This is a genomic window from Pelomonas margarita (genome assembly GCF_043555875.1).
GTDB classification, from domain to species: Bacteria; Pseudomonadota; Gammaproteobacteria; order Burkholderiales; family Burkholderiaceae_C; genus Pelomonas; species Pelomonas margarita.
On the sequence record NZ_JBIGHW010000012.1, the window covers coordinates 32,201 to 51,199 of the forward strand.

Annotated in this window: 17 protein-coding genes; 12 read left to right on the plus strand and 5 right to left on the minus strand. The window is 69.3% G+C overall.

All coding sequences use genetic code 11. The annotated features are described in order from the left end of the window. The first annotated feature begins 1 nt into the window (after position 1). The 8 genes from murD to ftsZ all read left to right on the plus strand — a co-directional run bounded on the left by murD (position 2) and on the right by ftsZ (position 9,993). Complete coding sequence (gene murD / locus ACG0Z3_RS18540) at positions 2–1,705, plus strand: UDP-N-acetylmuramoyl-L-alanine--D-glutamate ligase (RefSeq protein ID WP_394400195.1); 1,704 nt, start codon at positions 2–4, stop codon at positions 1,703–1,705. A 2-nt stretch (positions 1,706–1,707) separates the two neighbouring features. Further along, a complete protein-coding gene (ftsW, locus tag ACG0Z3_RS18545) occupies positions 1,708–2,982 on the plus strand; it encodes a putative lipid II flippase FtsW (protein WP_394400413.1) in 1,275 nt (424 codons plus the stop codon). Between the two features lie 142 nt (positions 2,983–3,124). Next, positions 3,125–4,210, plus strand: coding sequence for an undecaprenyldiphospho-muramoylpentapeptide beta-N-acetylglucosaminyltransferase (murG, locus tag ACG0Z3_RS18550; RefSeq protein WP_394400197.1), 1,086 nt, complete (start codon positions 3,125–3,127; stop codon positions 4,208–4,210). Then, the gene (murC, locus tag ACG0Z3_RS18555; RefSeq protein ID WP_394400199.1) at positions 4,207–5,598 is read left to right on the plus strand and encodes a UDP-N-acetylmuramate--L-alanine ligase; all 1,392 of its coding nucleotides are present in this window, start codon (positions 4,207–4,209) and stop codon (positions 5,596–5,598) included. Before murG ends, murC begins: the two co-directional genes overlap by 4 nt. Beyond that, entirely contained in the window at positions 5,595–6,569 is a 975-nt protein-coding gene (locus ACG0Z3_RS18560; RefSeq protein WP_394400201.1) for a D-alanine--D-alanine ligase, read from the plus strand. Before murC ends, ACG0Z3_RS18560 begins: the two co-directional genes overlap by 4 nt. Before the next feature lie 8 nt (positions 6,570–6,577). Then, positions 6,578–7,411, plus strand: coding sequence for a cell division protein FtsQ/DivIB (locus ACG0Z3_RS18565; RefSeq protein ID WP_394400203.1), 834 nt, complete (start codon positions 6,578–6,580; stop codon positions 7,409–7,411). 8 nt (positions 7,412–7,419) lie between these two features. Then, positions 7,420–8,649, plus strand: a complete 1,230-nt coding sequence (gene ftsA, locus ACG0Z3_RS18570; protein WP_394400205.1) for a cell division protein FtsA — start codon at positions 7,420–7,422, stop codon at positions 8,647–8,649. Between the two features lie 96 nt (positions 8,650–8,745). Beyond that, positions 8,746–9,993, plus strand: a complete 1,248-nt coding sequence (gene ftsZ, locus ACG0Z3_RS18575) for a cell division protein FtsZ (RefSeq protein WP_394400207.1) — start codon at positions 8,746–8,748, stop codon at positions 9,991–9,993. 52 nt (positions 9,994–10,045) lie between these two features. On the opposite strand, the gene ACG0Z3_RS18580 is transcribed toward ftsZ, so the two are convergent. Genes ACG0Z3_RS18580 through ACG0Z3_RS18590 form a run of 3 tightly spaced genes read right to left on the minus strand, consistent with a single transcriptional unit; the run spans position 10,046 to position 12,755 of the window. Next, the gene (locus tag ACG0Z3_RS18580) at positions 10,046–11,233 is read right to left on the minus strand and encodes a Bcr/CflA family efflux MFS transporter (protein WP_394400209.1); all 1,188 of its coding nucleotides are present in this window, start codon (positions 11,231–11,233) and stop codon (positions 10,046–10,048) included. After that, complete coding sequence (locus ACG0Z3_RS18585) at positions 11,230–12,048, minus strand: alpha/beta hydrolase (RefSeq protein ID WP_394400211.1); 819 nt, start codon at positions 12,046–12,048, stop codon at positions 11,230–11,232. Before ACG0Z3_RS18585 ends, ACG0Z3_RS18580 begins: the two co-directional genes overlap by 4 nt. 14 nt (positions 12,049–12,062) lie before the next feature. Next, complete coding sequence (locus tag ACG0Z3_RS18590; RefSeq protein ID WP_394400213.1) at positions 12,063–12,755, minus strand: SDR family oxidoreductase; 693 nt, start codon at positions 12,753–12,755, stop codon at positions 12,063–12,065. A gap of 109 nt (positions 12,756–12,864) precedes the next feature. Between ACG0Z3_RS18590 and ACG0Z3_RS18595 the strand changes: the two genes are divergently transcribed. The 4 genes from ACG0Z3_RS18595 (at position 12,865) to ACG0Z3_RS18610 (ending at position 16,721) form a co-directional block, all read left to right on the plus strand. After that, the gene (locus ACG0Z3_RS18595) at positions 12,865–13,425 is read left to right on the plus strand and encodes a TetR/AcrR family transcriptional regulator (protein WP_394400215.1); all 561 of its coding nucleotides are present in this window, start codon (positions 12,865–12,867) and stop codon (positions 13,423–13,425) included. Positions 13,426–13,516: 91 nt separating this feature from the next. After that, positions 13,517–15,484 (plus strand): sensor histidine kinase, encoded by a 1,968-nt coding sequence (locus ACG0Z3_RS18600; RefSeq protein ID WP_394400217.1) that lies wholly within the window; start codon positions 13,517–13,519, stop codon positions 15,482–15,484. Positions 15,485–15,586: 102 nt separating this feature from the next. Next, positions 15,587–16,522 carry a UDP-3-O-acyl-N-acetylglucosamine deacetylase gene (lpxC, locus tag ACG0Z3_RS18605; RefSeq protein WP_394400219.1) on the plus strand — a complete coding sequence of 312 codons (936 nt, stop codon included), beginning with the start codon at positions 15,587–15,589 and terminating at the stop codon, positions 16,520–16,522. A gap of 13 nt (positions 16,523–16,535) precedes the next feature. Further along, on the plus strand, positions 16,536–16,721 hold the full coding sequence (locus tag ACG0Z3_RS18610) for a hypothetical protein (RefSeq protein ID WP_268167217.1): 186 nt from the start codon (positions 16,536–16,538) through the stop codon (positions 16,719–16,721). Between the two features lie 250 nt (positions 16,722–16,971). Here the strand turns inward: ACG0Z3_RS18610 and ACG0Z3_RS18615 are convergent, their stop codons facing one another. Further along, the gene (locus ACG0Z3_RS18615) at positions 16,972–18,459 is read right to left on the minus strand and encodes a carboxypeptidase M32 (protein ID WP_394400221.1); all 1,488 of its coding nucleotides are present in this window, start codon (positions 18,457–18,459) and stop codon (positions 16,972–16,974) included. Further along, on the minus strand, positions 18,456–18,953 hold the full coding sequence (locus tag ACG0Z3_RS18620; RefSeq protein ID WP_394400223.1) for a YqaA family protein: 498 nt from the start codon (positions 18,951–18,953) through the stop codon (positions 18,456–18,458). The genes ACG0Z3_RS18615 and ACG0Z3_RS18620 overlap by 4 nt, the downstream gene beginning before the upstream one ends. Between the last annotated feature and the right edge of the window lie 46 nt (positions 18,954–18,999).

Sequence of the window (18,999 nt, forward strand, 5' to 3'; positions counted from 1 at the left end):
CATGAAGCTGGACCTGCCGCCACTCCTGGATCAGCGCGTGCTCGTGCTGGGCCTCGGGGACTCCGGTCTCGCGATGGCCCGCTGGTGCGCGTGCTTTGGGGCGCAGGTCACCGTGTGGGATTCGCGCGCCCAGCCACCGCAGCTCGGCGCCCTGGGCGACACGGCAGTCTTCATCACCGGCGAGCTGACGGCCGAGACGGCCGCCGGTTTCAACGCGGTGCTGAAGAGTCCCGGCCTGTCGCCGCTGGATGAACGCCTCAAGGCTGTCTACGAGCACGGCCCCGCGGTGCGCGGCGAGTTGGACCTGTTCGCCGACGCGCTCGCCGCGCTCAAGGCCCAGCATGGCTATGCGCCCGCCGTACTGGCCATCACCGGCACCAACGGCAAGACCACGACGACCTGCATGACCGGCCTGCTCGTCGAGCGTGCCGGCAAGCGTGTGGCCATCGCCGGCAACATCGGCCCGACGCTGATGGACACGCTGACCGAGGCGTTGGCGCAGGAGCCTGACCCCGCGCCGGTGCTGACGCCCGACGAGGTCGTGGCCGCCGAGATCGAAGACCTGCCCGTCGATGAAGAAGCCGCCGCGGAAGACGCAGCGGCCGCTGTGCTGCCCGACGAGGACACGCCCCTGCCTATCGCCCTGCCGCCACCGCGCGGCCCGGTGTTCGAGACGCTGCCCGAGGTCTGGGTGCTGGAGTTGTCGAGCTTCCAGCTGGACGGCGTGAACCACTTCGCGCCCACCGCAGGCGCCGTGCTGAACCTGACGCAGGACCACCTCGACTGGCATGGCGACATGGCCGCCTATGGCCGCGCGAAGGCACGCGTCTTTGGTGCGGGCATGGACTGCCCCACGGTCATCGTCGCCAACCGCGACGACGCCGAGGTCGAAGGCCTGGTGCCGCAGCCTGTGTTCGTGAAGGGCACGCGCGGCAAGCCCGGCCGGACAGTGTCGCGCCGCGTGGTGCGCTTCGGCCTCAATGCGCCGACAGCACCCGGCGACTTTGGCTTGGTGGAGGAGGGTGGCCTGGCTTGGCTGGTGCGCGCCCGCGAGCTGGACCCCACCGTCAAGCGCAAGCGTGGCGAGGAGGCCGAGCCGCTGGTCATCCAGCGCCTGATGCCTGCCGACGCGCTGCGTGTGCGCGGCCGCCACAACGCAGCCAACGCGCTGGCCGCGCTGGCGCTGGCCACCGCCGCCGGCTGCGAGCTGGCGCCCATGCTGCACGGCCTGCGCGAGTACCGCGGCGAACCGCACCGCGTGGAGCCGGTGGGCAGCATCGACGGCGTCGAGTTCTTTGATGACAGCAAGGGCACCAACGTCGGCGCCACCGTGGCCGCCATCTCCGGTCTGGGCGCCGACCGCGCGCCGGCCAAGCTGGTGCTCATCCTCGGCGGTGACGGCAAGGGCCAGGACTTCGCGCCGCTGGCCGACGGCGTGGCCCGCCATGCCCGCGCCGTCGCGCTGATCGGACGGGATGCGCCGCAGATCGCGGCCGCGCTGGCCCAGACCGGCGTACCCCTGCAGCGCCACGACACGCTGGAAGCCGCCACCGCCTGGTGCCTGGCGCAGGCGCAAGGGGGCGACAGCGTGCTGCTGAGCCCGGCCTGCGCCAGCCTGGACATGTTCCGCAACTACGCGCACCGCGCCGAGGTCTTCGTGGCCACGGTGCAGCAGATGGCCGACGAGCGGGGTGTCGCGCTGTGAGCATGCGGCAGGCCGGGACTTCGGTGAAAGCCGCGCTGGGCAGCGTCCTCGCGCGGCTGCAGTCCTTGCGCAAGCGCGAGGGCGACAACGCCAGCGTGCCGGTTCGCGACTGGGTGTCCACGTCCGCCGGCCGGCCTACGCAGCTGCAGGGCTTCGACATCACGCTGGTGTGGGTGGTCATCGCGCTGATGGCCTTCGGCCTGCTCATGGTCTATTCGGCCTCCATCGCGCTGCCGGACAACCCGCGCTTCGCCAAGTACTTACCCACTCACTTCCTGACCCGCCATCTGGTGGCCATCAGCTTCGCGCTGATCGCGGCGCTCATTACCGTGCAGATCCCGGTCGCGGTGTGGGAGCGCTGGGCGCCGTGGGTGTTCGTCGTGTCGCTGGTGCTGCTGGTGGCGGTGCTGATCCCGGGCGTCGGCAAGGTGGTCTACGGCGCACGACGCTGGATCCCGCTGGGGGTCATGAACTTCCAGCCCTCGGAGCTGGCCAAGTTCGGCATCGCGCTGTACGCGGCCAACTACATGATGCGCAAGATGGACGCGCGGGAGAACTTCTTCCAGGCAGTCACGCCCATGGCCATCTCGCTGGCCTTTGTCGGCGTGCTGCTGCTGGCCGAGCCGGACATGGGCGCCTTCCTCGTCATCGCGGCTATCGCGATGAGCGTGCTGTTCCTGGGCGGCGTCAACGGCCGTATGTTCCTGCTCATCACGCTGGTGCTGGTGGGCGCCTTCGTGCTGATGATCACGCTCAGCGACTTCCGCCGTGAGCGCATCTTTGCCTACCTCAACCCCTGGGACGAGAAGTACGCGCAGGGCAAGGCCTACCAGCTGACGCACAGCCTCATCGCTTTCGGGCGTGGCGAGTGGTTCGGCCAGGGGCTGGGCAGCAGCGTCGAGAAGCTGCACTACCTGCCTGAGGCGCACACCGACTTCCTGCTCGCCGTCATCGGTGAGGAGCTGGGCTTCGTCGGCGTGGCCATCGTCATCGTGGCCTTCTTCTGGCTCACGCGGCGATGCTTCCTAATCGGCCGCCAGGCCATCGCGCTGGACCGCGTGTTCGCAGGCCTGTATGCGCAGGGCATCGGCATCTGGCTGGGCGGCCAGGCCTTCATCAACATGGGCGTGAACCTGGGTGCCTTGCCCACCAAGGGCCTGACGCTGCCGCTGCTGAGCTTCGGCGGCTCGGCCATCCTGATGAACTGTGTGGCGCTCGCCGTCGTGCTGCGCATCGACCTGGAGAACAGGCAAATGATGCGCGGAGGCCGCGCATGACGGGCATCGTCTTGACGATGACCGCTGCCCGCGCAGCGGGTGGTTGGCCTGTTCGGGGACTGCTCACATGGCGTTGCCATGTGAAGGGAGCGCAAGCGACCGGCAGGCACCAGAACAGGCAAATGATGCGGGGAGGGCGCGCATGAGCGACAAGCACTTGGTGGTGATGGCGGCCGGCACGGGCGGCCACGTCATCCCCGGCCTGGCCGTGGCCGAGGAGATGCAGCGCCGCGGCTGGACCGTGTCCTGGATCGGCACGCCGCAGGGCATGGAGAACCGGCTGGTGCCGGCACGTGGCCTGGAGATCGACGCACTGCCGTTCGCCGGTCTGCGCGGCAAGGGCTTGAAGCACACGCTGCGCGGCCTCGTCGGCTTCTTCAAGTCGCTGGGCGCGGCGCGCCGCGTGTACGAGCAGCGCCGCGCGACGGCCGTGCTAGGCATGGGTGGCTACGTCTGCGTGCCGGCCGGCCTGGCTGCGGCGTTCAGCGGGCGGCCGCTGATGCTGGTGAACGCCGATGCGGCCATGCTGAAGAGCAACGCGGTGCTCAAGCCGTTCGCGCGTCGCCTGGCCTTCGGCTTTGATGGGGTTGCCGCGGCGTCCACGCCGGGCGCCATCGTCAGCGGCAACCCGGTGCGCGCCGAGATCGAGGCGCTGCCGCTGCCGGCCGAGCGCATGGCCGACCCGGCCCGCACGCAGGGCCCGCTACGCCTGCTGGTGCTGGGCGGTTCGCTGGGCGCGCGCGCCATCAATCAGGCCGTGCCGCAGGCGCTGGCGTTGTGGCCGGCCGAGCAGCGCCCGCAGGTGCTGCATCAGGCGGGGCAGGATCATCTGGGCGCCGTCTGGCAGGCCTACAGCGACGCCAGCCTGTCGGCCGAGGTGCGGCCCTTCATCGACGACATGGCTGCTGCGCTGGCTTGGGCCGATGTCGTCGTCTGCCGCGCGGGCGCCATCACGGTCAGCGAGTTGTGCGCCGCCGGCTGTGCGGCGGTGCTGGTGCCGCTGGTGGTGAGCACCACCTCGCACCAGCGCGACAACGCCATTTTCATGACCCAGCACGGCGCGGCCATCCACCTGCCGCAGCAAGACCTGACGCCGCAGAAGCTGCATGAGCTGCTCAGCGGCCTGGACCGCCCGGCCCTGCTGGCCATGGCTGAGAAGGCCCGCTCGCTGGCGAGGCCCCGCGCCGCCGCGCGCGTGGCGGATGAAATTGAGGGAATGTTGAAGTGAAGCACGCCGTACAGCGTTTGCACTTTGTGGGTATCGGCGGCGCCGGCATGAGCGGCATTGCCGAGATCCTGCACAACCTGGGCTTCACGGTCAGCGGCTCGGACGCGGCCGAGAGCGCGACGACCGAGCGGCTGCGCTCGCTGGGCCTGCGCGTGGAGATCGGCCATGCGGCGCCGCACATCGGTGACGCGCAGGCGCTGGTGACGAGCACCGCCGTGGCGGCGGACAACCCCGAGGTGCAGGCTGCCCGTGGCCGTCAGGTGCCGGTCGTGCCGCGCGCTGTCATGCTGGCCGAGCTGATGCGGCTGCGCCGCGGCATTGCCATCGCCGGCACGCATGGCAAGACGACGACGACCTCGCTGGTCACGGCCATCCTCGTCGAGGCGGGCCTGGACCCGACCTTCGTCATCGGCGGCAAGCTCAATGCGGCCGGTGCCAACTCGCGGCTGGGGCAGGGCGAGTTCATCGTCGTCGAGGCGGACGAGAGCGATGCCTCCTTCCTGAAGCTCAGCCCCGTGCTGGCCGTCGTCACCAACATCGACGAAGACCACATGGACACCTATGGCCACTCGGTCCAGAAGCTGCACGACGCCTTCGTGGAGTTCCTGCACCGCATGCCGTTCTACGGCGCCGCCGTGGTCTGCGCCGACGATCCGGGCGTGCGCGCCATCCTCGGCCGCATCGAGCGGCCGGTGGTCAGCTACGGCCTGTCCGAGGGAGTCAGCGTGCGAGCCATTGACGTGCAGGCGCTGGCTGGTGCGCAGATGCGTTTTTGCTGCCGCCGCGAAGGCGAAGCAGACCTGGACGTGCTGCTGAACCTGGCCGGCGAGCACAACGTACGCAATGCGCTGGCCGCCATTGCGATCGCGACGGAGCTGGGCTGCGATAACGCGGCCATCCGGCGCGGCCTGGCCGGCTTCTCCGGCGTGGGCCGCCGCTTCGAGAAACACGGCGAGTGGCCCGCTGCCGATGGCGGCTGCTTCGAGCTGATCGACGACTACGGACACCATCCGGTCGAGATGGCCGCCGTGCTGTCGGCCGCGCGCGGCGCCTATCCCGGCCGCCGCCTGGTGCTGGCCTTCCAGCCGCACCGCTACACCCGCACGCGCGATTGCTTCAACGACTTCGTGCGTGTGATGCAGGGCGCTGACGTGGTGCTGCTGACCGAGGTGTATTCGGCCGGCGAGGCGCCCATTGCCGGGGCAACCGGCGCGGCGCTGGCGCAGGCGGTCGGCACGCCGTACTTCGTCCCGACGGTCGCCGACATGCCGGCCGCGCTGGCTGCGCTAGCCCGTGGCGGCGATGTCGTCATCGGCATGGGTGCGGGTTCGATGAGCGCGCTGCCTCGTCTGGTGGCGGCGCATTTCCACCAAGGAGCTTCGGCATGACCACCCCGCCGATTGACCTGAACATCGACGCCGCCGCGCTGGGCAAGGTCGCCGTGCTGCTGGGCGGCGGCAGCGCCGAGCGTCCGGTGTCGCTGATGAGCGGCAACGGCGTGCTCGCCGCGCTGCGCGCTGTCGGCGTCGATGCCCATGCGTTCGACCCCGCCGAGCGCCCGCTGCAGGCGCTGCAGGCCGATGGCTTCGACCGTGCCTTCATTGCGCTGCACGGCCGTGGCGGCGAGGACGGCACGCTGCAGGGCGCGCTGGAATGGCTAGGCATCCCGTACACCGGTTCCGGCGTGACGGCCTCGGGTGTCGCCATGGACAAGACCATGACCAAGCGCGTCTGGGGCACTGAAGGCCTGCCGACGCCGCCCTACCTCGCCCTGGCCCGCGCTGAGCTGACGCGCGAGCGCATCCGCCAGATTCCGGACGAGCTGGGCCTGCCCGTCATCGTCAAGCCGCCGCACGAGGGCAGCAGCATCGGCATCACCAAGGCCGTCGGCTACTCCGACATGCAGGGCGCCGTCGACCTGGCGCTGGGCTTCGACGACGAACTGCTGTTCGAGCAATGCATCGACGGCCCCGAGGTTACCTGCGCCGTGTTGGGCCAGGGCGAGTCGGCCGTGGCGCTGCCGGTGGTCGAGATCCGCGCTGCGGGTGGCGACTACAGCTACGAGAACAAGTACGTGTCCAACGACACCCAGTACCTGTTTGGCACGCTGCCCGCTGCGCTGGAGGCCGAGATCCAGCAACTGGTGCTCAAGGCCTACCGTCTGCTGGGCTGCCGCGGCTGGGGCCGCGCCGACCTGATGCTGCGCAAGGCGGACATGAAGCCCTTCCTGTTGGAGATGAACACCAGCCCGGGCATGACCTCGCACTCGCTGGTGCCCAAGGCCGCCCAGGCCGTGGGCATCGCTTATCCGCAACTGTGCCTGTGGCTGCTGGCCCAGGCGCGGCTCGACCGCCGCTGATCTGCCGCATGCGCAACGCTGTCGCCACTGCTGCTGCCCTTCCGCCCGACGTCCGCCTGATGAATGCGGTGTCGGCGCTGCTGGTCGCGGCGTTGCTGGCGACGGCCGCCTGGGCGGCGCTGCGCTGGGTGGTGCGGCTGCCGGCGTTCAACCTGCGTGCCGTGCAGGTGGAGGGCGACGTGAGCCGCAACAGCGTGGCCTCGCTGCGCGCCAATGCGCTGCCGCGGCTGCAGGGATCCTTCCTCAGCATGAACCTGGCCGAGGGGCGCCGCGCTTTCGAGGCCGTGCCCTGGGTGCGACAGGCGAAACTGACCCGTGTCTGGCCTATGCGGCTCAAGGTCACGCTGGAGGAACACCGCGCGGCCGCCTACTGGGAGGCCCGAGCCGACGGCGCGGATGCCGCCACCGAGGCCAGCACCGAACGGGCGCTTGTGAACAGCTTCGGCGAAGTCTTTCACGCCAACCTCGGCGACGTAGAAGACGAGTCCCTGCCGCTGTTGGCCGGCCCGGCCCACGCGGCGGGCAGCATGCTGGCGATGTGGCGCGCGCTGACGCCGGCCGCCCGCCAGTTGGGCGACAGCGTCGAGCGGCTGGACCTCTCCGGGCGCGGCTCCTGGCGCGCCACGCTGGGCAGCGGTGCCGTCATCGAACTGGGGCGGGGCGCTGATGCCGACGTGGTGCAGCGCTTCGGTCGCTTCGCCCACACCATCACGCAGGTCACCGGCACCTACCGCAGCCCGCTGCAGGCCGCCGATCTGCGCCACGCCGACGGCTACGCGGTCAGGCTGCGCGGCGTGACGACGACAGAAACCACGGGTAAACCCGTAACTAGAAAGCGCTGAGGACGGACATGGCCAAGGAATACAAGGATTTGGTCGTTGGACTGGATATCGGTACCGCCAAGATCATGGCGGTGGTGGCCGAGGTATTGCCGACGGGTGAATTGCGCATTGCCGGCCTCGGTGTGGCGCCGTCGCACGGGCTCAAGCGCGGCGTCGTCGTCAATATTGACGCGACCGTGCAGTCCATCCAGCAGGCCTTGAAAGAGGCTGAAATGATGGCCGACTGCAAAATATCGCGGGTTTACACGGGGATCACTGGCAGCCATATCCGCGGCCAGAACTCCACCGGCATGGTCATCGTGCGCGACAAGGAGGTCACGCCGGTGGACGTGACCCGCGTAGTGGAAACCGCCAAGGCCATCAATATTCCCAACGACCAGCGCCTGCTGCTGGTCGAGCCGCAGGAATTCGTCATCGACGGCCATGAGGTCAAGGAGCCCATCGGCATGAGCGGCGGCCGGCTGGAGGTCAAGGTTCATATCGTGACCGGCGCCCAGAGTGCCGCGGAAAACATTGTCAAGTGCGTGCGCCGCTGCGGTTTGGAGGTGGATCAGCTGGTTTTGAACCCGAGCGCCTCCAGCCATGCCGCGCTGACTGCCGACGAACGTGACCTGGGCGTGGCGTTGGTGGATATTGGTGCCGGCACGACGGACGTCGCCATATTCACCGGTGGCTCCATCCGCCATACCGCCGTCATCCCCATCGCGGGCGACCTGATCACCTCCGATATCGCGATGGCGCTGCGCACGCCGACCAAGGATGCCGAGGAAATCAAGGTCGAATATGGCGTTGCCAAGCAACTGCTTGCCGACCCGGCCGACCAAGTCGAAGTGCCCGGCCTGGGCGATCGCAGCCCGCGCATGCTGTCCAAGCAGGCGCTGGCCGGCGTCATCGAACCGCGTGTGGAGGAGATTTTCTCGCTCGTGCACCAGGTCATCCGCGAAAGCGGGTATGAGGAATTGCTGTCCAGCGGCATCGTGCTGACCGGCGGCTCGGCGGTCATGCCAGGCATGGTGGAACTCGCCGAGGACATTTTCCTGAAACCTGTTCGTCGCGGTCTGCCGACGTATTCCGGCGCGCTTTACGACATGGTGGCGAATCCGCGGTCGGCCACCGTCATGGGATTGCTGGAAGAAGCCCGGCTGTCGCGCAATCGGGGTTTCAAGGCCGCGCAGCAGGCTGGCTCCGTGCAAACCCTGCTGGGGCGCGTCAAGGATTGGTTCATGGGGAATTTTTGACCCCCAAAAAACCACGCCCCACCACGAAAAAGTTGTTTCAGCAACTAGTCATTCATTGAGTGCCACGGCACAATTGCATCAGTTAGGAGGTTTCATATGCCCATCGAGATGATCGAAGAATTTGACCAAGGCACCCAAATCAAGGTGATCGGTGTTGGTGGTGGCGGCGGCAACGCCGTGGACCACATGATCGCCCAGGGCGTGCAGGGGGTTGAATTCATCTGTGCGAATACCGATGCGCAGGCACTGAACCGCTCCAAGGCCGACCAATTGCTGCAACTCGGCTCCACGGGCCTGGGTGCCGGTGCGAAACCCGAAATGGGCAAGTCGGCGGCTGAAGAAGCCGAATCCCGCATTCGCGAATCCATCGCCGGCGCCAATATGTTGTTCATCACCGCCGGCATGGGCGGCGGCACTGGCACGGGCGCTGCGCCGGTGATTGCACGCGTGGCCAAGGAAATGGGCATCCTGACCGTGGGCGTGGTCACCAAGCCGTTCGAGTTCGAAGGCGGTCGCCGTCTGAAGGCTGCCGACGCTGGCCTGGCCGAACTGGAGGCCAATGTCGACTCTCTGATCGTCGTGCTGAACGACAAACTGCTGGACGTGCTGGGTGACGACGTCACGCAGGATCAGGCCTTTGCGCATGCCAATGACGTGCTGAAGAACGCTGTTGGCGGCATTTCCGACATCATTCACATCCCTGGCCTGGTCAACGTCGACTTCGAGGACGTGAAGACGGTGATGAGCGAACCCGGCAAAGCCATGATGGGCACGGCCCAGGCTACCGGCCCGGACCGCGCCGCCAAGGCCGCGGAAGCTGCGGTGGCCTGTCCGCTGCTGGAGGGCATCGACCTGTCCGGCGCGCGGGGTGTGTTGGTGCTGATCGCCGCCGGTCGCAGCAACTTCAAGCTGAGCGAGTCCAAGAACGCGATGAACGCGATCAAGCGTTATGCGTCTGAGGATGCACACATCATCTACGGCACGGCCTACGACGAAAGTCTGGGCGATGCGCTGCGCGTCACGGTCATCGCCACCGGTCTGACCAACCGCGCCCGCCAGGCGGCGCCGCTGCAAGTGGTGCAGACCCAGCAGGTGGTGCGCAACGGCACCGACGGCATGGCCATGCCCGTGCTGACGCAGGCAGTCGCGATGGGCCAGTCCGTCACGCCGACGGCAGCGCAGGCCAATGTGGGCCTGGGCCTGGGTGACTTCGCCAATGCCAACGTGCCCAGCGTGTGGCGCCACGGCCGCTCGGGCAGCGCCGCTGCCAAGGTGGAGGCGCTGTCGTCCAACGGCATGGACGAGATCGAGATCCCGGCATTCCTGCGCAAGCAGGCTGACTGAACTCGTCGCCAACCAGCCAGCAAGGGCGAGCCGCGAGGCTCGCTTTTTGCTTTCAGGGCGTGCGAGTCGGCGGTGCAACCAGCCTGGCGGGGCCCGACAGCAGCGCCAACAGGCCGCCCGCGGTGAGCACGGCGGCCAGCGCGTCCAGCCGAGCGCCTGGCAGCGTGGTGGCCGCGGTGGTCAGCAGCGCCGCAGCAGCCATCTGCAGGAAGCCCAGCAAGGCTGAGGCCTGGCCGGCCTGTGTGCCGAACGGCGTCAGCGCCAGCGCCGTGCCGGTGGGCGACACCAGGCCCATGCCGAACAGAAAGATACCGCCCGCCGTGGCGAATCCGGCAAGGCCCGCGCCGGGGCTTGCCAGCAGGGCGAGCCCGCCGGCGATGGCCAGCGTGGCACCAAGTCGCAGCACGGTGGGGGCACCCCAGCGGGCCGTCCAGCGCGGCGCTGCCTGGCCTGCGGCGAAGACGATGAACACCGTTGCGGCGAAGAACAGCCCCACGTGCAGCGCCGTGAAACCGAAGCGGTGCGACAGCACCAGCGGCGCCGTGCCGAAGAACGCGAACAGCGCGCCGAGGACAGCGGCCGTGGCCAGCGCGGGCCGCATGAAGCGGGCGTCGCCCAGCAGCACGAAGTAAGCACGTGCCAGCGCACCGGCCGACTGCTGGCGGCGGCGCTCGGCGGGCAGTGTTTCGCCGACGATGCGCACATAGGCGAGCGCCAGTGCCAGCCCCGCCAGCACCAGCGTGGCGAACAACGCCCGCCATCCAGCCGCAGCCTCCACCAGCCCGCCCAGCAGCGGGGAGAAGCCTGGCGCTGCGGCCATGACGACCATGATGCGGCCCAGCAGCGCTGCGAGTTGCGGCCCCTCGAAGCGGTCCCGCGCGGCTGCCCGCGCCAACACCGAGGCTGCGGCGGCGCCCAAGGCCTGCAGCACGCGGCCGGTAAGCAGCAAAGGTAGCGTCATCGCGAACGCGCCGACGGCGCTGCCGATGCTGAACACGGCCAGGCCTGCCAGCACAACGGGGCGACGGCCCAGGCGGTCCGACAGCGGCCCGACGACGAGCTGTGCCAGCGCGAACACTGCGAGAAACAGGCCCAGCGCCGCCGCCGTCAGCCGCACCTCGTCGATGGCCAGTGACCGCGCGATGACGGGCAGCGCCGGCAGCAGGATGTTGGTGGACAGTGTCGCCAGCGCCGACAGCGCCGATAGCGTCAGCAGCCAGGCGTGTGGCGCGGTGCTCATGCATCGACCCCGGCGATGAAGGCCACGCTGCGCGCGATGACCGTGGCGTCCGCCAGCAGCCGGCGATGCCCCAGGCCCGAGACCGGCTCGAAGCGCGAGCCGACCCAGGCCTGGTGCAACGCCTCGGACTCGGCGAACGGCACCGTGCGGTCCTCGCGGTCGTGCACGATGAGGCCGGGGTGGCGCAGGCCGTGCCGCAGCCGCTCCAGATCGACGTGGGCGATGGGTGTGCCGATGAAGCGTTCCACCCAGGCGGCGAAGGTGGCCGCGTCGGCGGCTTGCAGGCCGTGGGCGCGAGCCAGCCCCTGCACCATGTGCGTCAGCGACGAGGGGCCGGCCAGATGCACGCTGCGCTGCACCGCCGCTCCGTGCGCGAAGGCATGCAGCGATGCGGCCGAGCCCATGGAATGGGCGATGACGCCGTGGATCTCGCCGAGGTCCGCCATCACTGCGCGCAGTGCCCGGCCGGCATGCACGACGCTCGCCGCTTGGCCGCCGGAGTCGCCATGGCCCGGCAGGTCAAATAGCGTGACCGAGAAGCCGGCGTCTACCAACGATGTCGCCAACCCCAGCAGGTGCGAGCCGCGGCTGTTCCAGCCGTGTACAAGCAGCACACGCGGGCCGCTGCCCAGAGTCCAGCGCGCGAGCTTGAGGCCTTCATGGTGAAGCGGTGGTTGCGCGGCGCCGGCCAGCGCGCTGCGCTCGTCGGCGGTGAGCCCGACACGCTCGGGCGTGGAGAACGCGTGACGGGCGGCGGCCAGGTGGCCATTGGTCTGGGGCGTGACTGGCGTGGCGATGGCGTGTGACGCAGGCATGGGATCTCCCGCGCTCAGGCGTAGGCCGGCGTGGCCGTGGACAGGCTGTGCTTGACCTGGCGGCTGATGTCGTCGGCCAGCACTTCGATGGCGCCGGCCTCCACGCCCTGCAGCGCGAGGCGTGCAATGTCGGCGGGAGCGGACTTGGGCGCGTCCAGGCCGCGCGTCATGTCGGTGTCCATGTAGCCCACGTGCAGGCTGGTGACCTGCGTGCCCTGGGCCTTCAGCTCGGCGCGCAGGCCGTTGCTCAGCGCCCAGGCGGCGGCCTTGCTGGCGCTGTAGGGCGCCAGGCCCGGCAGCGTCAGCCAGCTCAGCACCGACAGCACATTCAGCACCGCGCCGCCGCCATTGGCCTGCAGCACCGGCGCGAAAGCCTGTGCCAACGACCAGACGCCGAACACGTTGGTCTCGAAGTGATGGCGTGCGGTGGCGATGGCGTCGGTGGCCAGTACGCCGGCGCCTAGCGACACGCCGGCGTTGTTGATGAGCAGTGTCACGTCGGCGCATTGCGCGGCGGCGGCGGCGACCTGGGTGGGGTCGGTCACGTCCAGCCGGACGGGCACGACCCCGGGCAGGGCCATAGCCGCCGGGTCGCGCACAGCGGCGTAGACCTTGGCCGCGCCGGCGGCCAGCGCCGCTTCTGCAAAGGCGCGGCCCAAGCCGCGGTTGGCACCGGTGACGAAGACGATGGCGTTCTTGAGCTGCATGGCGATTCCTTCTCGGTTGAATATTCATGTCGACTGACATGATTGAGATAAATGTCGGTCAACATGTAAAATCGGTCAAGTACCGTCCGAAAAACCACAGGAAGCCGACATGAAGGTCACGCGCGCCCAGGCCGAAGAGAACCGCGAACGCATCCTCGACAACGCCGCCCAGTTGTTCCGCGAGCGCGGCTTCGATGGCATCGGCCTGAACGACCTGATGCAAGCGGCCGGGCTGACGCGTGGGGGCTTCTATGGCCACTTCGAGTCCAAGGACGACCTGGCGGCCCAGGCCACGAAGCGCGCGCTGCAAGCCAACCGCGTCCAGTGGCAGCAACAGGCCGAACACCACCTGTCGGCGTGGGTGCAGACCTACCTGTCGGACGCACACCGTGACCACCCCGGTGCCGGATGTGGTTTGGCGGCATTAGCGGCCGATGCTGCTCGGGGCGGTGCGGCGGTGAAGACCGTGTTTGCCGAGGGCGTGGAGAGCCTGGCCGCGACGCTGCAAGGCCAGATGCCAGGGGGAGATGACGCCGAGCGACGTGAGCAGGCGCTGGCCATGCTGTCCACGCTTGTGGGCGCGCTGCTGCTGTCGCGCGCCGTGGGCGACGCTGGGCTGTCGCGCGAGCTGCGCGAGGCGGCTCGCCACCAACTGCCTGTCGGCGGCTGAACGGTCGCCCTGCCGGGCCGGGCGGTGCAAGCGGGCGCTACCCCTGTGGCATGCTGGCGCCCCATGTCAACGCCTAGAAGTTTTTGCCGGCATGCCTGAGCTGGGCCTGCTTCTGCGCCGCTGGCTGATGCTGGTGCTGCTGGGGAGCTGCATGCTGGCGCAGGCCCAGCGTCTGCCCCAGCCCGCGCCGCGCCATGCCGGCGACGACGCCGCGCCCGCCGAGCTCGCCACCACCGCATGGCGGCGCGACCAACTGGACGCCTGGTGGAGCGCGCTGCGTCGCCAGGCCCTGCTGGCGAGCGACCGGCTGTCGCTGCCCGCTGACCTGTTGCCGCCCGAGGCCGCTGCGGCCTGGCAGCCAGTCGCCATGCCCGACGTGCGCGCCCGCCCCGGCGCGGCCGTCGTGCAGGACGGCCGCGGCTACGAGATGCGCTGGTATCGCGTGCATGTGCCGGCCGGCGTGGACGAGCCGCAGGCGCTGTACGTGCCACGGCTGGTGACGCTGTCGGCCGCCGTGCTGGCGCGCTCGCCCGACGGCGGCTGGCGGCTGCTGCTGGACAACCAGCATGCAGAGCGCGAGCAATGGGTGCAGCCCTTGTGGCTGCCGCTGCCCGGCCCGGGAGAGCAGGGGCTGGACATCGTCGTCGCATTGCCCGTGCCCGCGGGCAGATACCACGCTGTGTCGCGCCTGTGGGTGGGGCCGCGCGAGGTGCTGGAGAAGCGCTGGCAGTGGCGGGTGCGCATGCAGACCGGCCTGCCGCAGGCCGTGAGCCTGACGCTGGTGGTGCTGGGGGCGTTCGCGCTGACGCTGTGGCTGCGCCGCCGCGACGAGGCCATCTACGGGCTGTTCGCGCTTGTGGCGCTGTCGTGGATGGTGCGCAACCTGCACTACTACGTCAGCCAGCCGGCATCGACAACGGGGCAGGACTGGTTCTGGTGGGCCACGCACGCCTCCCTGGCCTGGGTCATGCTGACCGCCCTGCTGTTCGCGCTGCGCTTTGCGTGCCGGCGTGCGCGGCTGCTGGAGCGCGGGCTGGTGACGGCGGTTGTGCTCGTCAGCGTGGTCAGCATGCCGCTGTGGCTGCGTCAGGTCGACATGGTGGTGTTGCAGTACGGCGTGACGGCAGCCGTGGCTGCCATCGGCACGGGCTGGCTGGCCGTGCTTGCCTGGCGCGAGCGCTGCACGGAGCTGCGCGTGATGGTGCTGGCCATGGTCGGCGCGGTGGCGGTGGGCGGGCACGACCTGGCCGTGCTGGCCGGCTGGGCCTGGCCCGAGCATTTCTTCGGGCTGCCGTTTGCGACGCTAGCGGTCATGCTCAGCTTTCTGCATGCCGTGCAGCGCCGCTACGTGGGCACGGTCGAGCAGGTGCAGGCCGAGAACAGCCAGTTGCAGGAGGACCTGGACGAGCAGGTCTCCGTGCTGCAGGCGCAGAATGCGCAGCTGCGCGAGGTCGAGCGCCAGCAGGCGCTGCTGCTGGAGCGCCAACGCATCATGGCCGACATGCACGACGGCCTGGGCTCGTCGCTGCTGTCGGCGCTGGTGGCCGTGGAGCAGGGCAGCATGTCGCACGAGAAGGTCGTCGAAGTGCTGCGCGAATGCGTGGACGACCTGCGGCTGGTCATCGATTCGCTGGAGCCCGTGGGTCACGACCTGGTGTCGTTGCTGGCCACCATGCGCTACCGCCTGGGCAAGCGCCTGCAGATCGGCGGCTTGAAGCTGGACTGGGACGTGCAGGACCTGCCGCCGCTGGCCTGGCTGGAGCCGCCTGATGCGCTGCATGTGCTGCGGCTGATGCAGGAGGCGCTGAACAACGTGCTCAAGCATGCCCGAGCCAGCCGCGTGCGCATGGTCACGCGCCACCACGGCAGCTACGTCGAGATCCGTGTGGAGGACGATGGCGCCGGCTTCGACCTGCAGACCATCCAGCACGGCCGCGGGCTGAAAAGCCAGATCAAACGCGCACAGGCCCTGGGCGGCAAGCTGCGCGTCGATTCCTCGCCAGGCCATGGCACCCGGCTATCGCTGCGATTGCCCGTGGAGCGCAAGGGCAGCGCCTGATGCTGGGACAATCCCTGGGTATGAACCAGCCCCCACGCTCGCTTCGCTCACTGCCCCCCGAGGGGGTGCGTCAGTGCCTTCGGGCGGCCGGGCGCCACTGACATGGTCAAGCAACGCACCCTGAAGTCCATCACGCGCGCCGTCGGCGTGGGCATCCACAGCGGCCAGAAGGTCGAGCTGACGCTGCGCCCGGCGCCCATGGACACGGGCATCGTGTTCCGCCGCGTGGACCTGTGCCCGCCCGTTGACATCCCGGTCGGCGTCCACTCGGTCAGCGACACGCGCATGGCGACCACCATCAGCCCCGGCGGCGACCCCGGCGGCCCCAAGGTGCAGACCATCGAGCACCTGCTGTCGGCCTGCGCCGGCCTGGGGCTGGACAACCTCTACGTCGACATCAACGCCGACGAGGTGCCCGTGCTGGACGGCTCGGCCGCCAGCTTCGTGTTCCTGCTGCAGTCCGCCGGCATCGCGATGCAGGACGGCGCCAAGCGCTTCCTGAAGGTGAAGAAGCCCGTCGAGGTGCGCCAGGGCGAGGGCAAGAAGCTGATGTGGGCCCGGCTGGTGCCGCACCACGGCTACACGCTGAGCTTCGAGATCGAGTTCGACAACCCGGCCGTGGCGGCCACCGGCAGCCAGTACGTATTCGACATGGGTTCGGGCGCCTACAAGAAGGACATCGCCCGCGCGCGCACGTTCGGCATGACGGCCGACATCGACCTGATGCGCTCCCGTGGCCTGACGCTGGGTGGCTCCATGGACAACGCCATCGTCGTAGACGACTACAAGGTGCTGAACGCCGACGGCCTTCGCTACGACGACGAGTTCGTGAAGCACAAGATCCTGGACGCCATCGGCGATATGCACGTGGCCGGCATGCCGCTGCTGGCGGCGTACACGTCCTTCAAGGGAGGCCATGCGCTGAACAACAAGTTGCTGCGCGCGCTGCTGGCCGACGAGGAGGCGTACGAGATCGTCACCTTCGAAGACGCCAAGGCCGCGCCCAAGGGCTTCGCCGAACTGGCGCCGGCGTGGTGAGCGGGGCAGCGCCATGCTGATCGCCCGCCTCGTCATCGGCCTGCTGCTGTTCGCGGCCATCCTTTGTTTTGCGCTGTCCATCGCCACGCGTCAGCCGCGCTGGCGGCAGCTGGGTGTCGTCATCGTCAAGTGGACGTTGGTGGCTGGCCTGGGCTTCTTCGGCGTGCTGTTCCTGGAGCGGCTGGTGCTGATGCTGTGACGCCCGTCACGCGGCGCTCGTGCGCCCTCTGGGCTTGCGGGGATGCCAGTCGACGCGGACCTGCCCAGAATGACGCCAAGCCTGTCGTAGCGATGCGGCGGCCCAGCCCGGTAGACCACATGTGACCGGGCGCCATGCGCGGAGAAGGCCGGGGGGCCGGGGAAGCGCAGTGGTCGGCACGACAGAGAGAACGTTCGAACCGAACTTGGGCCGCCCCGCAGGGCGGCCCTTTTTTTTCGCGCGAAGGCGTTCAGCCGGCGAGGTAGCGGCTGCGCAGGTGGGCCTCGAAATGCGTGGGGTTCAGCGCTTCGCCGCTGGCGCGCTTCACCAGCTCGGGCGTCTCCCAGCGGCTAGCGGCTTGCCACACATGCGTCTGCAGCCAGTCGAACACGCCGCCCAGTTCACCGCGGGCGATGCGCGCATCCAGGTCGGGCTGCTGCGCGCGCATCGTCGCGAACCACTGCGCGGCGTACATCGCGCCTAGTGTGTAGCAGGGGAAGTAACCGAACAGGCCGGCGGGCCAGTGCACGTCCTGCATGGGGCCGTCCTTGAAGTTGCCGCGCGTGTCCAGGCCCAGCAGCTCGGCCATCTTGGCGTCCCACAGCGCCGGGATGTCTTCCACTTCGGCGTCGCCCTCGATGAGTGCGCGTTCGATGTCGAAGCGCAGCAGGATGTGGGCGGGGTAGGTCACCTCGTCGGCGTCCACGCGGATGAAGCCCGGCGCCACGCGCGTCAGCAGCTTGTGCAGGTTGCCGGGCTCGAAGGCGGGCTGGTCGCCGAAGCGCTTCACCAGCAGCGGCGCCAGCAAGCCGGCGAAGGCCGGGTGGCTACCTAGCTGCATCTCGAAGGACAGGCTCTGGCTCTCGTGGATGCCCATGGAGCGCGCGCGGGCGATGGGCTGGCCCAGCAGCGCGCGCGGCAGGCCCTGCTCGTAGCGGCCGTGGCCGGTCTCGTGGATGACGCCCATCAGCGCGGGCAGGAAGTCATCCTCGCGGTAGCGCGTCGTCATGCGCACGTCCTCGGGCACGCCGCCGCAGAAGGGGTGCGTGCTCTCGTCCAGCCGGCCAGCGTCGAAGTCGAAGCCCATCAGCCGCATCGCGTCCAGGCCCAGTGCCTTCTGTGCGGCGGTGGGGAAGGGGCCCACGGGCTGGATGACGGTCTGGCGCGACTGCTGGGCTGTGACGTCGCGGATCAGCCCCGGCAGCCACTGCCGCAGCGGCGCAAAGGCCTGCTCGACTTCGGCGCTGCGCATGCCCGGCTCGTACTGGTCCAGCAGCGCGTCGTACCTGGCGAGGCCGGTGCTCTGCGACAGGTACTCGGCCTCCTGGCGCGCGAGGGCCAGCACCTCGCGCAGATTGGGCGCAAAGCCGGCCCAGTCGTTGGCGGGGCGCTGCGCGCGCCAGGCGTGCTCGCAGCGGTTGTTCGCCAGGCTCTTGGCTTCCACCAGCGCCTGCGGCAGCGCGTTGGCGGCGCGCCAGGCGCGGCGGATCTCACGCAGGTTGGCGCGCTGCGTGTCGTCCAGCGGCTCAGCGGCGGCGGCGTCCAGCAGGTCGGCCAGCGCCGGTTCGGTGGCCAGCTGGTGCAGCAGGCCATCCATCTCGGCCAGCGCCAGGCTGCGCGCCTCGTTGCCCTTGGCGGGCATGTTGGCGGCCTGGTCCCACTGGGCGATGGACTGCAGGTGGGTCAGGCGGTGCAGGCGTTGCTGTCGCGCGGCCAGGTCTTGGTAGGCAGAGGTCATGAGAGCCAGCTTTCGGGAACAAGCCACAACAAGGCGGCGGTGTAGAAGAGGAAGCGCAGGAACTTGCCCACGGCCATGTAGCCGACGCAGGGCCAGAACGGCAGTTTGAGCCAGCCCGCCACGACGCACAGCGGGTCGCCCACGACGGGCAGCCAGCTCAGCAGACAGGCTTTGGGGCCGAAGCGCTGCAGCCAGCGCATCGCGCGCGAGTGGGCTGGCGCTTGTTGCTTGACCGCCTCGACGGCGCGCTCCGCGCCATAGCCCATCCACCATGACACGACGCCGCCCAGCGTGTTGCCGACCGTGGCCACGGCGATGGCGGGCCAGAACATGCCGGGGTCGGCTTTGACGACGAGGAACACCGCCGGCTCCGAGCCCAGCGGCAGCAGCGTGGCCGAGATGAAGGCGACGATGAACACCGCCACCAGCCCCACCTGCGGCAGGGCCAGCGCGCCGAGCAGCGCGCTGACGAATTGGCTGAGCCAAGCTTCCATGCCGGCATTGTCGACGGCTGCCGTCCACCCCGATGGCTACAATCTC

Bases quoted from the DNA above. Each gene is read 5' to 3' on its own strand.
- ACG0Z3_RS18595 (WP_394400215.1), top strand. From the start codon at position 12,865: ATGAAGGTCACGCGCGCCCAGGCCGAAGAGAACCGCGAACGCATCCTC.
- ACG0Z3_RS18565 (WP_394400203.1), top strand. From the start codon at position 6,578: ATGCGCAACGCTGTCGCCACTGCTGCTGCCCTTCCGCCCGACGTCCGC.
- ftsA (WP_394400205.1), top strand. From the start codon at position 7,420: ATGGCCAAGGAATACAAGGATTTGGTCGTTGGACTGGATATCGGTACC.
- ACG0Z3_RS18585 (WP_394400211.1), bottom strand. From the start codon at position 12,048: ATGCCTGCGTCACACGCCATCGCCACGCCAGTCACGCCCCAGACCAAT.
- ACG0Z3_RS18600 (WP_394400217.1), top strand. From the start codon at position 13,517: ATGCCTGAGCTGGGCCTGCTTCTGCGCCGCTGGCTGATGCTGGTGCTG.
- ACG0Z3_RS18590 (WP_394400213.1), bottom strand. From the start codon at position 12,755: ATGCAGCTCAAGAACGCCATCGTCTTCGTCACCGGTGCCAACCGCGGC.
- ACG0Z3_RS18620 (WP_394400223.1), bottom strand. From the start codon at position 18,953: ATGGAAGCTTGGCTCAGCCAATTCGTCAGCGCGCTGCTCGGCGCGCTG.
- murG (WP_394400197.1), top strand. From the start codon at position 3,125: ATGAGCGACAAGCACTTGGTGGTGATGGCGGCCGGCACGGGCGGCCAC.
- murD (WP_394400195.1), top strand. From the start codon at position 2: ATGAAGCTGGACCTGCCGCCACTCCTGGATCAGCGCGTGCTCGTGCTG.
- ACG0Z3_RS18560 (WP_394400201.1), top strand. From the start codon at position 5,595: ATGACCACCCCGCCGATTGACCTGAACATCGACGCCGCCGCGCTGGGC.
- lpxC (WP_394400219.1), top strand. From the start codon at position 15,587: ATGGTCAAGCAACGCACCCTGAAGTCCATCACGCGCGCCGTCGGCGTG.
- ftsW (WP_394400413.1), top strand. From the start codon at position 1,708: ATGCGGCAGGCCGGGACTTCGGTGAAAGCCGCGCTGGGCAGCGTCCTC.
- ACG0Z3_RS18580 (WP_394400209.1), bottom strand. From the start codon at position 11,233: ATGAGCACCGCGCCACACGCCTGGCTGCTGACGCTATCGGCGCTGTCG.
- ACG0Z3_RS18615 (WP_394400221.1), bottom strand. From the start codon at position 18,459: ATGACCTCTGCCTACCAAGACCTGGCCGCGCGACAGCAACGCCTGCAC.
- ACG0Z3_RS18610 (WP_268167217.1), top strand. From the start codon at position 16,536: ATGCTGATCGCCCGCCTCGTCATCGGCCTGCTGCTGTTCGCGGCCATC.
- ftsZ (WP_394400207.1), top strand. From the start codon at position 8,746: ATGCCCATCGAGATGATCGAAGAATTTGACCAAGGCACCCAAATCAAG.